The organism is Pseudomonas sp. E45-MNA-CIBAN-0222 (assembly GCF_040310405.1).
In the GTDB taxonomy this organism is placed as follows: domain Bacteria; phylum Pseudomonadota; class Gammaproteobacteria; order Pseudomonadales; family Pseudomonadaceae; genus Stutzerimonas; species Stutzerimonas stutzeri_AC.
The window spans coordinates 103625-117050 of the sequence record NZ_JBEOPU010000002.1; the positions used below are offsets into that span (position 1 = coordinate 103625).

14 protein-coding genes are annotated in these 13426 nt (G+C 61.3%); 5 read left to right on the plus strand and 9 right to left on the minus strand.

Annotation, left to right across the window (positions count from 1 at the left end; translation table 11 throughout):
* Positions 1 to 96 precede the first annotated feature (96 nt).
* Complete coding sequence (locus AAEZ08_RS03555; protein ID WP_102820796.1) at positions 97 to 870, minus strand: YdcF family protein; 774 nt, start codon at positions 868 to 870, stop codon at positions 97 to 99.
* Positions 871 to 936: 66 nt separating this feature from the next.
* Positions 937 to 1389, minus strand: a complete 453-nt coding sequence (locus AAEZ08_RS03560; protein ID WP_003285143.1) for a hypothetical protein — start codon at positions 1387 to 1389, stop codon at positions 937 to 939.
* 263 nt (positions 1390 to 1652) lie between these two features.
* Here AAEZ08_RS03560 and leuS point away from each other — a divergent pair, with 263 nt between their 5' ends.
* The 5 genes from leuS (at position 1653) to AAEZ08_RS03585 (ending at position 7597) form a co-directional block, all read left to right on the plus strand.
* Complete coding sequence (gene leuS / locus AAEZ08_RS03565; protein ID WP_500123722.1) at positions 1653 to 4259, plus strand: leucine--tRNA ligase; 2607 nt, start codon at positions 1653 to 1655, stop codon at positions 4257 to 4259.
* Between the two features lie 43 nt (positions 4260 to 4302).
* Positions 4303 to 4908: an LPS-assembly lipoprotein LptE gene (locus tag AAEZ08_RS03570; protein ID WP_058065024.1), complete on the plus strand. Its 606-nt coding sequence runs from the start codon at positions 4303 to 4305 to the stop codon at positions 4906 to 4908.
* Between the two features lie 37 nt (positions 4909 to 4945).
* Positions 4946 to 5974: a DNA polymerase III subunit delta gene (gene holA / locus AAEZ08_RS03575; protein WP_058065023.1), complete on the plus strand. Its 1029-nt coding sequence runs from the start codon at positions 4946 to 4948 to the stop codon at positions 5972 to 5974.
* 102 nt (positions 5975 to 6076) lie between these two features.
* The gene (gene arfA / locus AAEZ08_RS03580) at positions 6077 to 6235 is read left to right on the plus strand and encodes an alternative ribosome rescue factor ArfA (RefSeq protein ID WP_003285150.1); all 159 of its coding nucleotides are present in this window, start codon (positions 6077 to 6079) and stop codon (positions 6233 to 6235) included.
* Between the two features lie 63 nt (positions 6236 to 6298).
* Positions 6299 to 7597 carry a lytic murein transglycosylase gene (locus AAEZ08_RS03585; RefSeq protein WP_003285151.1) on the plus strand — a complete coding sequence of 433 codons (1299 nt, stop codon included), beginning with the start codon at positions 6299 to 6301 and terminating at the stop codon, positions 7595 to 7597.
* Positions 7598 to 7687: 90 nt separating this feature from the next.
* Here the strand turns inward: AAEZ08_RS03585 and AAEZ08_RS03590 are convergent, their stop codons facing one another.
* The 7 genes from AAEZ08_RS03590 to mltB form a co-directional block, all read right to left on the minus strand.
* Complete coding sequence (locus AAEZ08_RS03590) at positions 7688 to 8032, minus strand: hypothetical protein (RefSeq protein WP_003285152.1); 345 nt, start codon at positions 8030 to 8032, stop codon at positions 7688 to 7690.
* A gap of 214 nt (positions 8033 to 8246) precedes the next feature.
* On the minus strand, positions 8247 to 9224 hold the full coding sequence (gene lipA / locus AAEZ08_RS03595; protein WP_003285154.1) for a lipoyl synthase: 978 nt from the start codon (positions 9222 to 9224) through the stop codon (positions 8247 to 8249).
* Positions 9217 to 9873 (minus strand): lipoyl(octanoyl) transferase LipB, encoded by a 657-nt coding sequence (lipB, locus tag AAEZ08_RS03600; protein ID WP_058065021.1) that lies wholly within the window; start codon positions 9871 to 9873, stop codon positions 9217 to 9219. Before lipB ends, lipA begins: the two co-directional genes overlap by 8 nt.
* On the minus strand, positions 9873 to 10157 hold the full coding sequence (locus AAEZ08_RS03605) for a DUF493 domain-containing protein (protein WP_003285156.1): 285 nt from the start codon (positions 10155 to 10157) through the stop codon (positions 9873 to 9875). Before AAEZ08_RS03605 ends, lipB begins: the two co-directional genes overlap by 1 nt.
* Before the next feature lie 65 nt (positions 10158 to 10222).
* The gene (locus tag AAEZ08_RS03610; protein ID WP_003285157.1) at positions 10223 to 11380 is read right to left on the minus strand and encodes a D-alanyl-D-alanine carboxypeptidase family protein; all 1158 of its coding nucleotides are present in this window, start codon (positions 11378 to 11380) and stop codon (positions 10223 to 10225) included.
* A 49-nt stretch (positions 11381 to 11429) separates the two neighbouring features.
* On the minus strand, positions 11430 to 12428 hold the full coding sequence (locus AAEZ08_RS03615; protein ID WP_003285158.1) for a septal ring lytic transglycosylase RlpA family protein: 999 nt from the start codon (positions 12426 to 12428) through the stop codon (positions 11430 to 11432).
* Positions 12425 to 13402: a lytic murein transglycosylase B gene (gene mltB, locus AAEZ08_RS03620; RefSeq protein WP_003285159.1), complete on the minus strand. Its 978-nt coding sequence runs from the start codon at positions 13400 to 13402 to the stop codon at positions 12425 to 12427. Before mltB ends, AAEZ08_RS03615 begins: the two co-directional genes overlap by 4 nt.
* Positions 13403 to 13426: the final 24 nt, after the last annotated feature.

Consider the following 13426-nt stretch of genomic DNA (forward strand, 5'->3'; position numbering starts at 1 on the left):
CTTCGTAGGGTGGGCTTGCGCCCACCGCCAGCCTGCGCAAGGCCATTTACGACGGGAGCCCACCCTACGATCGTGCGCTGTCGGATCGTGTTCGACTCAGTCATTCGCCGAACGGTAGACGAGCGGGTAGATCGCCATTCCGACCACTTCATTGATCAGCATGCCGTTCTGCCAGAACGCCTTGGCCTCCGGCAACCAACCATTCAATGGCCGACCATTGGGCACGCCCATAAAGCCCACCGGCGCTGCAATCACCTCGATTCCGTTTTGCTCGAAGCACCAGCGCGAACGCGGCATATGCGATGCAGAAGTGACAAGCACTACCCGCTCGATTCCCGCGGCGCGCAACATCTGCGCGCTGTAAACAGCGTTTTCCCAAGTGGTGCGGCTACGCTCTTCGAGCCAGCGAGTAGTGACATCAAGATCGCGCTGCAATACTTCCGCACCAAGCATCGCCTCGCTGGGTGGTTCGCCGAAGTGCAGACCACCACTGGTGAGGATAGGCAGGTCGGAAGCCTTGGCTATGCGTGCGGCATAGCGCAATCGTTCGAGGGCGATATAACCAGGCTGATCACCCCCCCAGGCAGGATCGCTCTGCTCCCGTCCCGCACCTAGCACCACGATGGCGCCGGCTTGCTCGTTCAGCTTTGACCACTGCACCTCGCTCAGTGCCGGCTCGCGTTCCACGACCCGCGCCGACCATTCGACCACTACCGGCAAGCTCATCAGCCAGAGGCCGCCAAACCCTGTGACAAAGCAAAATGCCGCCAGCTTCGGTGCGCGCCGGCGCAGCCACCAGCCCAGCAGTAGTAGAAGCAACAGCCCGCCTGGCGGTAACAACAGCTGCTTGAACAGATAACGAATCGGCATCCGACTTCCCCGGCAAAGGCCATCACTCTAGCGGCTGCCGGAGCATTTGTCGGCTGCAGCCTCCGCTCAATGACGTGGGTAGGTATGCAGCCGCTGCCGTGCGCGCAGCAACTGCGAGCCGCAGGCGGGGCATACCGCAGGTCCAGCCTCATCGGGCCAGCCCACCTCGGTATTGCATAAGGCGCAACTCAGCGTCTGTTGCAGCGCTAGCGAGGTATGCTTGCAGCGCGCGCCGTGTCTGTTCCGTCCCCCGCCACGCACCAACGGACGCAACGCCTGGCGTGACAGATGAGCTTGTTCCTCGGCGGCGGCATGCCATCCGGAAAGCCATTGGGAATCACGCTGCAGATAGGCACGGATCAGCTCGAACTCCGCAGGCGTCAGACCACGTACCTCCAGATCACCAGCGGCCTCCGATTCGCCGGTCGTGCCGCGTTCCGCCTCCTGCAGCGCCGAACTCAGTCGCTGCAACACCCGCGCATATAGACTGCTGTCCTCAGATCGCGGCTCTCTGCCCATCAGACTCACCTCATATTCGTCCCGCCCCTGATCAAGCGTAGCTCAGCTTCGCTCGCCCAAGCCGCGCACGACGGACGGAGCCCTCAAGGTGGCGGCAAATCGGGTTTCCCTAGGCCGCGGGGGGTCATGTATGCTACGGCGCTTCCATGCCTCCGCCCGCCACCTGCTGGGTTACGGTTTGCGCCAGGTCCGTCGGACCCGCCAGCCGCCCCAGCGAGAGTTTTTTCGCGGAGAGCCAGCCCCCTATTCCAACGCCAGTAGCCATGCACGAACAGTATCAGCCCAGCCAAATCGAAGCCGCCGCGCAGTCCCACTGGGATTCGCAGAAATCCTTTGAAGTAAGTGAGCAGCCCGGCAAGGACACGTTCTATTGCCTGTCGATGTTCCCCTACCCCAGCGGCAAGCTGCATATGGGTCACGTGCGCAACTACACCATCGGCGACGTGATTGCGCGCTATCAGCGCATGCAGGGCAAGAACGTCCTGCAGCCCATGGGCTGGGACGCGTTCGGCATGCCGGCGGAAAACGCCGCAATGAAGAATCAGGTGGCCCCGGCGAAGTGGACCTACGAGAACATCGCCTACATGAAGGCCCAGCTCAAAAGCCTGGGTCTGGCGGTCGACTGGACACGCGAAGTCACTACCTGCAAGCCGGACTACTACCGCTGGGAGCAGTGGCTGTTCACCCGCCTGTACGAAAAAGGCGTGATCTATCGCAAGAACGGTACTGTCAACTGGGATCCGGTCGACCAGACTGTGCTGGCCAACGAGCAGGTCATCGACGGTCGTGGCTGGCGTTCGGGCGCGCTCATCGAGAAGCGCGAAATCCCGATGTACTACTTCAAGATCACCGCCTACGCGGATGAGCTGCTGGAGAGTCTGGACGAGCTGGATGGCTGGCCCGAGCAGGTCAAGACCATGCAGCGCAACTGGATCGGCAAGTCCCGCGGCATGGAAATCAGCTTTCCCTACGACGTGGCGAGCATCGGCAGCGAAGGCGTGATGAAGGTCTTCACCACCCGCCCAGATACGCTGATGGGTGCGACCTACGTAGCCGTTGCAGCGGAACATCCGCTGGCCACGCTCGCCGCGCAGAACAATCCCGAACTGCAGGCCTTCATCGATGAATGCAAGCGTGGCGGCGTCGCCGAAGCTGATATCGCTACCCAGGAGAAGAAGGGCCTCGCCATTTCCCTGCACGTGCAACACCCACTGACCGGCGAATTGCTGCCGGTGTGGGTCGCCAACTACGTACTGATGAATTACGGCGAAGGCGCAGTCATGGCCGTCCCGGCGCACGACGAGCGCGATTTCGAATTCGCCAGCAAGTACGGCCTGCCGATCAAGCCGGTGGTACGCACCAGCGCCGGCGATCAGACCCCAGCGCCCTGGCAGGACGCCTATGGCGAGCACGGCGAGCTGATCAATTCCGGCATCTTCGACGGTCTCGACTTCGACGGCGCGTTCGATGCCATTGAAGTGGCGCTGCAGAAGAAAGGCCTTGGTCAGGCACGCACGCAGTTCCGTCTGCGCGATTGGGGCATCAGCCGCCAGCGCTACTGGGGCTGCCCAATCCCGATCATCCACTGCGACAGCTGCGGCGACGTGCCCGTGCCGGAAGACCAGCTGCCCGTCGTGCTGCCAGAAGACGTAGTGCCGGACGGCGCTGGCAGCCCGCTGGCGCGCATGCCGGAGTTCTACGAGTGCAGCTGCCCGAAGTGCGGCGCGCCGGCCAAGCGTGAAACCGACACCATGGATACCTTCGTCGAGTCTTCCTGGTACTTTGCCCGCTATGCCAGTCCGAACTACGACCAGGGCATGGTCGACCCGGCGGCGGCCAACCACTGGCTGCCCGTGGATCAGTACATCGGCGGCATCGAGCACGCCATCCTGCACCTGCTCTACGCGCGCTTCTTCCACAAGCTGATGCGCGACGAAGGGCTGGTGAGCTCCAATGAGCCGTTCAAGAACCTGCTGACCCAGGGCATGGTGGTCGCCGACACCTACTACCGCACCCTGGAAAATGGCGGCAAGGACTGGTTCAACCCGGCCGACGTGATCGTCGAACGTGATGCCAAGGCCAAGGTCATCGGCGCAAAACTCGCCAGCGATGGCCTGCCGGTAGAAATCGGCGGCACCGAGAAGATGTCCAAGTCGAAGAACAACGGCGTCGACCCGCAGGCCATGATCGATGCATACGGCGCCGATACCTGCCGCCTGTTCATGATGTTCGCCTCGCCGCCTGACATGAGCCTGGAGTGGTCCGATTCCGGCGTGGAAGGCGCGAGCCGCTTCCTGCGTCGTGTCTGGCGCCTTGCCCATGCGCATGTCAGTGCCGGCCTGCCCGGCGCCCTGGATATCGCCAGCCTCAATGACGAACAAAAAGCTGTACGCCGCGCGATTAATCTGGCGATCAGGCAGGCCAGTGTCGACGTCGGTCAGCACCACAAATTCAACACCGCCATTGCTCAGGTAATGACGCTGATGAACGTACTGGAAAAAGCCGCAACAGGTACCGAGCAGGATCGCGCGCTGCTGCAGCAAGGCCTGGAAACTGTCGCTTTGTTGCTGGCGCCGATCACTCCGCACATTTGCCACGAACTCTGGCAGCAACTGGGCAAGCAGGGCGCGATCATTGACGCGCAATGGCCAAAGGTCGACGAGACCGCACTGGTGCAGGACAGTCTGACCCTGGTCGTACAGGTCAACGGCAAGCTGCGCGGCCAGATCGAAGTGCCGGCGTCCGCAACCCGCGAAGCGGTCGAGGCGGCCGCACGCGGCAACGAAAACGTGCTGCGCTTCACCGAAGGCCTGACGATCCGCAAGGTCATTGTGGTACCGGGCAAACTGGTCAACATCGTCGCTAACTGATTCGGCCCCGGCGCCAGCGCCGGGCCTGCAAGGGGATAACAATATGAACAAACGCAATGTGGTCGTGCTGGGCCTGACCCTGCTACTGAGCGCCTGCGGCTTCCAGCTGCGCGGTACCGGTGATGTGGAATTCGGTCTCAAGGAGCTCGATCTCCAGGCCCGCAACAGCTACGGCGAAACGGTGCAGCAGCTCGAAGACCTCCTGCAGAGCAATGGTGTGCGGGTTTACCCAGGCGCCAAGTACAGCCTGAACCTCGCCCGCGAGCAGACTCGCCAGCGCACTGCCAGCTACACCAGCTCGGCACGCAGCGCGGAGTATGAGCTGACCAGCACGCTCGACTATGAATTCCGCGGCCCACAGAACACGTTGCTGCTCGAAGACAGCATCGAAGTGCAGAAGGTCTACGTGCATGACAGCAACAACCTGATCGGATCGTCCCAAGAGGGCGACCAGCTGCGCCAGGAAATGCGCCGCGAAATGCTCCAGCAGCTAGCCCTACGCATCCAGCGCATTACGCCGTCCCAGCTCGACCGTCTGCAGCAGGAAGCCGAAGCCAAGGCACGCGCCGAAGCCGACGCGATGGAGGCCGCCCGCCGCGCGCAGGACGCGCAGCCTCGTCAGTCGCCTATCCAGCTGCCTATCCAGTGACAGACTCGGGGGCCGTAAGGCCCCCGTCTTCGCGCCTATGAAACTTTCCCCCGCTCAGCTAGGTAAACACCTGCAAGGCCCGCTGGCGCCCGCCTATGTGGTGTCTGGCGATGAGCACCTGCTGTGCCAGGAGGCTTGCGACGCGATTCGCGCAGCGACCCGTGCGCAGGGGTTCAGCGAGCGCCAGGTCTTCCACGTCGAAACTGGGTTCGACTGGGGCCTGCTTATTGAAGCGGGAGCCAGCCTTTCGCTGTTCGCCGAGAAGCGTCTGCTTGAGTTGCGCATACCTAACGGTAAACCCGGCGACAAGGGTGCAGCCGCGCTGATCGAGTATCTCGCCCGGCCCGCCGAGGACACCGTACTACTGATCAGTCTGCCCAAGCTCGACGGCAGCACCCAGAAGACCAAGTGGGCAAAGGCGCTGATCGAAGGCAAGGACGTGCAGTTCCTGCAGATCTGGCCGGTAGACGCCGCGCAGTTGCCGCAATGGATTCGCCAGCGCCTCGCCCAGGCGGGTTTGTCCGCCGATCAGGAAGCCGTCGAGCTGATCGCCGCCCGAGTCGAAGGCAATCTGCTGGCTGCCGCCCAGGAAATCGAAAAGCTCAAGTTGCTAGCCGAAGCCGGCCAAGTGACCGCAGAGACCGTTCAGGCCGCAGTTGCCGACAGCGCCCGTTACGACGTCTTCGGCCTGATCGACGCCACCCTGCACGGGCAGGCCGCGCACGCCCTGCATATGTTGGACGGCCTGCGCGGCGAAGGTGTGGAGGCACCGGTGATCCTCTGGGCGCTGGCCCGCGAGCTGCGCCTGCTGGCCAATATTGCCCAGCAGTACAGCCAGGGCATCCCCCTCGACCGAGCCTTTGCCCAGGCCCGCCCGCCAGTGTGGGACAAGCGCCGACCAATCGTTTCCAAAGCACTGCAGCGGCACAGCGCCAACGGCTGGAGCCAGTTGCTGATGGATGCGCAGCGCATTGATGAGCAGATCAAGGGCCAAGCCGCCGGAGATCCCTGGATTGGACTGGCCAACATCTGTCTACAGTTGAGCGGCCGACGTATCGGCGGCTAACGTGCTGACGCTGGCCGGCAGCACCCTTGCTGCACTGGACATTTTTCGTACAAGGCCTATGATTCTCTCGCCCGAAAGCGGGCCATCCACGAGGGCAATCGAATGAGCACACGCAAGAAACGGCCGAACAAGGCCAAACACCTGGTCGCGCAACCGCTGTTCCGCCTCCGCCAGGAAACGCCAAAGAAAGGCAAAGGCAGCTACCGCCGCGAAGCCTCCCAGTCCACCAACTGGGAGGCTTCGGTCCTTCTGGCGGCCTGAAAACCCAATACCTCCGAAAGCGTGATAATGTCTGCGGCCGACGACACGTTTCGAGAGTGGTGCATGTATCACACCTTCGTTCCCGTTCTGCTGCTACGTACCCTGGTCGCTGCCTCGGCAATGAGCCTGGTAGTCGCCTGTGCAGCCGAACCCCTTGCGCAGTCCGCACTGGTCAGTAATGCCACTCCTCCTGTCAGCCAACGTAGCGACAGCACAAACGTCGACATCCGTTCGCAAGCCCCCCATCTCAGCTTCAGCCAATGGCGCGATGAATTTCGCGTTGAAGCACTCGCAGCAGGCATTCGCGCCGAGACCTTCGACCGCGCGTTCGCTGGAATACAGCCCGACCCCGCAGTAATCGAGGCCGATCGTAGCCAGCCCGAGTTCACCCGGCCTGTATGGCAGTACCTGGAAGGGGCCATCTCACCCCAGCGCGTGCGTAGCGGCCAACGCCTGCTTAACGAACATGCCGCCACACTGGACAAGATCGAGGCCCGCTACGGCGTCGATCGAGAAACACTGGTCGCCGTCTGGGGCCTGGAAAGCAGTTTCGGCCAGATCATGGGCGACAAGTCGGTCATTCGTTCGCTGGCCACCCTCGCCCACGAAGGCCGCCGCCCGGCATTCGCCAAGAGCCAACTGATCGCCGCTCTGGAAATCCTCCAGCATGGCGACGTCGCACCTCAGCGCATGCGCGGCTCCTGGGCCGGCGCCATGGGCCAGACGCAATTTATCCCAACCACCTACAACACCCACGCTGTGGATTTCGACGGCGATGGAAAACGCGATATCTGGAACAGTTCAGCGGACGCCCTCGCCTCTGCGGCGCATTACCTGCAGGCGTCCGGCTGGAAACAGGGACAACCCTGGGGGGTCGAGGTACAGCTACCCAAAGAATTCGACTACGCCCTGGCCGACGCCGAAATACGCAAGCCTCTCGCTGAGTGGCGGCGCCTGGGCCTGCGCGGTCTGCCCAGCGGCCAGGACGAAGCCAACGCCAGCCTGTTGCTGCCTGCCGGCCACCGCGGCCCGGCGTTCCTGGTCATGGACAACTTCCGCGCCATCCTGCGCTACAACAACTCCTCCGCCTACGCACTGGCCATCGGCCTGCTGGCTGAGAACCTCCAGGGCAAGGGCCAGGTAGAAGGCAGCTGGCCACGGGGCGAACAGCCACTCAGCCGCTCGGAGCGACTGGAGTTGCAGGAGCGCCTAGTTGCCCAGGGCTTCGACCCGGGCACACCGGACGGCATAATTGGCGCAAATACCCGTAAAGCCATTCGTGGCTTTCAGCAGCGGCTTGGCTGGCCGGCTGACGGGCATCCAACCCAAGAGCTCCTCGGTCGTCTGCGCGCTCAGCCTTGACCGAAAGGTAGTGGCGACACAAAAAAGCCCCGGCATAGGTTCTGCCGGGGCTTTTATGTTCTAGTCAGCGCTAACGATGCCTGAAAGGCTTCAGTGCTTGATGGCTACCTCGTAGAGGTAATCCGGTAGCGGGTCGATAACCACCTGCTGCCCTTGATAGTGGGCCTTCACTGCCTCACGCGGCACGACGCCGTGGGGGACCCGCTGATCGCCGCCCAGTCGCTGGCGTGCGCGGTAATCAATGACGCACCCATCAGCCTCGACCCAGAAATGCGGCGACACCACTTTGCCGTCCAGTTCGACCTGCCCCAACATCGCTCGGTATGGAATGCGCTGCTTGGCCAGCCGCGTCACTACGAGACGGCTCATTGCGTCGCACTCGACCTTTGCGCCATCCAGATCGTCAAGCAAGTCCTTTAAATGGGGTTCGTTCATCTGCAGTGGCCCTCGGTTGGCCTCGTGGTGTAAACGAGGGCCACTATAGACCAAAGTCTAATGCGGCGTAATGCCGCAATTTTCTTGCCAATGGTTTCACATCAATCGCTGTCCGACGTCTCGCTTACTTTGTCTTTTAGTGCTGACAAAAAAACCGCGTACGCAATCAATGCAGTACGCGGTTTCTTTTAGCTTTGTTCAGCCAAGCAGGGACTTAGTCTTGCTTGGCTCCATGCGCCTGCTGATCAGCGTGATACGAGGAACGAACCAACGGGCCGGAGGCGATGTTTTTGAAGCCCATCTTCATGCCCTCTTCGGCAAACCAGGCAAAAGTATCGGGATGGACGAAGCGCTGTACTGGCAGGTGGTTGCGCGATGGCTGCAGGTACTGACCTAGGGTGAGCATGTCGATGTCGTGCTCACGCATGCGATGCATGACTTCAATCACTTCCTCGTCGGTCTCGCCGAGGCCGAGCATCAGACCGGACTTGGTCGGCACTCCCGGCACGCGCTGTTTGAATTTCTCCAGCAGATCCAGCGACCACTCGAAATCCGAGCCCGGACGCGACGACTTGTAAAGCCGCGGTACGGTTTCCAGATTGTGGTTGAACACATCTGGCGGCTCGTTGGCAGTAATGTCCAGCGCGATATCCATGCGGCCGCGGTAATCGGGCACCAGCGTTTCCAGCTGAATCGACGGCGACAGCTTGCGGATCTCGCGCAGGCAGTCGGCGAAATGCTGAGCGCCGCCATCACGCAGGTCATCACGGTCCACCGAGGTGATCACCACGTACTTCAGCCGCATGTCGGCGATGGCCTGAGCCAGGTTCTTTGGCTCGTCCGGGTCCAGCGCGTTCGGACGGCCATGGCCGACGTCACAGAATGGGCAGCGGCGCGTACAGATGTCACCCATGATCATGAAGGTGGCAGTGCCACTGGAGAAGCACTCACCCAGATTGGGACAGGAGGCTTCCTCACACACGCTGTGCAGCTTGTGCTTGCGTAACGTCTGCTTGATCTGGTCGACCTCGGGGGAAACCGGAATACGCACGCGAATCCAGTCCGGCTTCTTCGGTAGCTCATCGGTAGGAATGATCTTCACCGGAATCCGCGCAACCTTCTCGGCACCGCGCAGTTTGACGCCAGCCTCAACCTTGGCTGGGCGCTTGCCTGCCGTTTCTACACTACTCATATGCTTCGATTCCGCCCGCGAGGGTCTTCTGTTGCGCGTATCCGAGCTGCTGAACCAGATGATCACGCAGCCGATCGGCCACTTCAGAGATGTCGATCGGCCCGATCAGGTCACGCAATTGGGTCATGGGCAGCCCTGCATAACCGCAGGGGTTGATGCGCCGGAAAGGTTCTAGATCCATATCCACGTTCAGCGCCAGGCCGTGGAAGGACCGGCCGTTGCGTATGCGCAGGCCCAGGGATGCGATCTTTGCGCCATTTACGTAAACCCCTGGCGCATCAGCTTTAGCTGTTGCCTCGACACCGTAGCCGGCGAGCAGCTCGATCAGACTCCATTCGATGCGACTGACCAACTCCCGTACGCCGATACCGAGCCGACGCACATCGAGCAGTAGATAACCCACCAACTGACCAGGCCCGTGGTAGGTCACCTGCCCGCCGCGATCCACCTGCACCACCGGTATTTGACCTGGAAACAGCAAATGCTCGGCTTTGCCGGCCTGCCCCTGGGTAAATACAGGAGGATGCTGCAGCAGCCAGATCTCGTCTTCGCTACAGGCATCGCGGGTGTTGGTGAAATGCTGCATGGCCTGCCAGGCAGACCGATAGTCGATCAGACCGAGTTCACGTATACCCACTTCGTGGGTCATCACAGCACCATGTGAACACGGCCGGTGGCCCGCAGATCGACATGAATGGCCTGCAGCTGCTCGACGCCTGTAGCGGTGATAAGCACCTGCAGTGAAAGAAAGCGCCCGTTGCGGCTGTCACGGGTGACGACAGTGGTCTCGTCGAAATCTGGCGCATGGCGCTGAATGACGTCGATCACCACTTCACGAAAACCCTCGCCAGCATCGCCGATCACCTTGATAGGGTAGCGCTCGCAGGGAAAGTCGATCTTGGGTGCAGATATATCGTCTTGATTATCGGTCATGGGTAACGGACTCGTGATCCGCACGTGCGCCGCGGCGGGGTCAGCCGGGGCGCACTCGAGCGTGGTCAGTTGAACAGGCTGAAGAAGAACAGGCGAATGCTATCCCAAAAACGGCGGAACAGCCCACCCTCTTCGATGGTTTCCAGCGCCACCAGATCGGTACTGCGGATCACCTTGTCGGCCAGCTTGACGTCCACCTTGCCGATCACATCACCCTGCTGGATCGGTGCCGTGAGCGTGCTGTTGAAACTCATAACCGCTTCCAGCTTCTCCACTTGGCCACGCGGCAACGTCATAGTCAGATCTTGCGCCAGGCCGGCCTTGAGCTTGTCCTGCTGGCCTTTCCAGACCTGAGCCTGGGCCAGCTCGGCGCCTTTTTGGTAGAACGTGCGCGTTTCGAAGAACCGGAAGCCATAAGTCAGCAACTTCTGGGTCTCCGCCGCGCGGGCTTGCTCGCTGTCGGTGCCAAAGACGGCGGAAATCAGCCGCATGTTGTCACGCACGGCAGAGGCCACCAGACAAAAGCCGGCCTCTTCGGTATGCCCGGTCTTCAACCCGTCGACGGTCTTGTCGCGCCACAGCAGCAGGTTGCGGTTCGGTTGTTTGATGTTGTTCCAGAAGAACTCTTTCTGCGCATAAATGGCGTAGTGCGCTGGATCTTCGTAAATGATCGCGCGTGCCAGCTTGGCCATGTCATTAGCCGAGGAGTAATGATCCGGATCCGGCAAGCCAGTGGCATTGACGAAATGGCTATTGGTCATGCCCAGGCGCTGGGCGGTGCTGTTCATCAGGTCGGCGAAGGCTTCTTCGCTGCCAGCGATATGTTCGGCCATCGCGACGCTAGCGTCGTTGCCCGACTGAATGATGATGCCGTGCAACAGATCGTCTACCGAGACCTGGGTGTTGACCTGGATGAACATCCGCGAGCCACCGGTGCGCCATGCCTTCTCGCTCACCGTGACCATGTCGTTGTCGCTGATCTGGCCTTTCTGGATTTCCAGGGTAGCGATATAGGCGGTCATCAGCTTGGTCAGGCTGGCTGGCGGCAGGCGTTCGTCACCGTTGTGCTCTACCAGCACTTCCCCGCTGGCAGCGTCCATCAGCATGTAGGACTTGGCAGCCAGTTGCGGGGCGGACGGTACGATCTGCGCTGCCCAGACGGTCGGCGCGACCGTTAGCAGCGTCAGGACTATGATGCGTTGCACGAGGCTGGTGATTTTCATCCGAATCTCAAGTTAGTCAGGTAAAACAAAAGGCAAAGAATGACAACGCTCAGTCGGCAGCAACCCGCCGTGGCTGCCCAAGGTTGGCCAGGCGGACGCTCTCTTCGAGCTGCATCGCCTCATCCGGCGTTTCGATGGGACCCATTCGTACCCGGTGCAGCGTCTGCTGGTTGTGTACTACCGAGCTGATGAACACCGGAGCAGACACCACCCCGCTCAGCTTGTCCTTGAGTAGCTGAGCCGCATCTGGATTGGCGAAGGCGCCAACTTGGAGAAACAGGCCAGAGGCTGCGGGCGAAGCGTTTTTTTTTGCGTCGATTTCCAGCGGCACCGTCGCAGCGGCGTGCTGTTGAGGCGGCGGCGTGTACTGCTCGATGGGCTGCGCGATATTGCTGACCGGTTTTGCTGCGGCCATCTGCGGCTGCGCCATCATGCTCGGCACCGGCCTGCCCTGCTGCGCCCACCACTGTGTAGGATCGATGCCTTCGACCTTGACCCGCGCCGTACCGCTTTCGGCGAAACCGAGCTTTTTCGCAGCGGCGAAGGATAGATCAATGATCCGATCGGAATAGAACGGGCCGCGATCGTTGACCCGAAGTGTCACGGTGCGCCCGTTATCCAGGTTGGTGACCTTGACATAGGTGGGCAACGGCAGCGTCTTGTGCGCCGCGCTCATGCCGTAAAGGTCGTACTTCTCGCCATTGGCGGTGGGCTGACCGTGGAACTTGGTGCCATACCAGGACGCCGTACCGGTAGCCGTGTAACGATGACCATCACTGATAGGGAAGTAGGTTTTACCCAGCACGGTGTACGGGTTGGCTTTGTAAGCCCCGTAGTGAGGCATCGGAACGGCGTCCGGAATTTGCGAGACGTCCACGTCCCACCAAGGCGCGCCGTCCTTGTGTGGCCGGGAGTAATCGCCCGGCCCACTGATACCGGTACTTTTGCTCGGTGTGCTGCTGGGCTTGGGTGCGGGTGTCGACGAGCAGCTTGCCAGCAGTACGCCAGTAACGCTTAGCGCGACCAGCTTGGTCCAGAGAGCACTCATTGGTCGCCTCGCGCTTCAGCCAACATCTGCGACAGCTGATGCACGGCCATGGCATACATCACGCTACGGTTATAACGAGTGATAACGTAGAAGTTCGGCAAGCCCAGCCAATACTCGTCACCCTCTGCGCCTTCCAGGCGAAAGGCAGTAATCGCTGTGTCGTCAGCCACAGACTTGTCGAACTGCCAGCCCAGGCTGCGCATCTCGCCTGCCTTTTTCTGCGACTCCAGACCGACGGTCAGGCCTTCTTCATGGCGATCGCCGGACACTTTCGCGCGCGCTACAACGGGCTCGCCGGCAGCCCAACCATGTTGCTTGAAATAGCTCGCGGCACTGCCGATCGCATCGGTCGGGTTATTCCAGATATCGATGCGGCCATCGCCATCAAAGTCCACCGCATAGGCGCGGAAGCTGCTCGGCATGAACTGAGGCAAGCCCATGGCACCAGCATACGAGCCTTTGAGTGTCAGCGGGTCGACCTGCTCCTCACGAGTCAATAGGAGGAATTCCTTGAGCTGCTGGCGGAAAAACGGCTGACGTGGGGGATAATCGAACCCGAGTGTCGACAGCGCGTCGATCACTCGATGGCTACCGGTGTTGCGGCCGTAGAAGGTTTCGACGCCGATGATCGCGACGATGATTTCCGGCGGCACACCGTACTCAGCTTCAGCACGAGACAGGGCTGCTTCGTTCTCCCGCCAGAAATCGACACCCTGCGCGACCCGCGAATCGGTAAGGAATATTGGCCGGTATTCCTTCCACGGCTTGACCCGCTCAGCTGGCCGGGAAATGGCATCAAGAATCGCCTGCTTGCGCTCGGCCTGCTCGAACAGATCGCGCAGCTGGTCGCCGACGAACCCGTAGTCGCGGGTCATTTCCGCGATGAACTCTTCCACATTGGGCCCGGTGTAATCCGCCGCCTGCAGCGGCAGACTCCCGAGCAAGGCGCCAGTCAAGCTCACGCTCCCAAGCATCCGTGCGATCCAGCCACGCCGTAA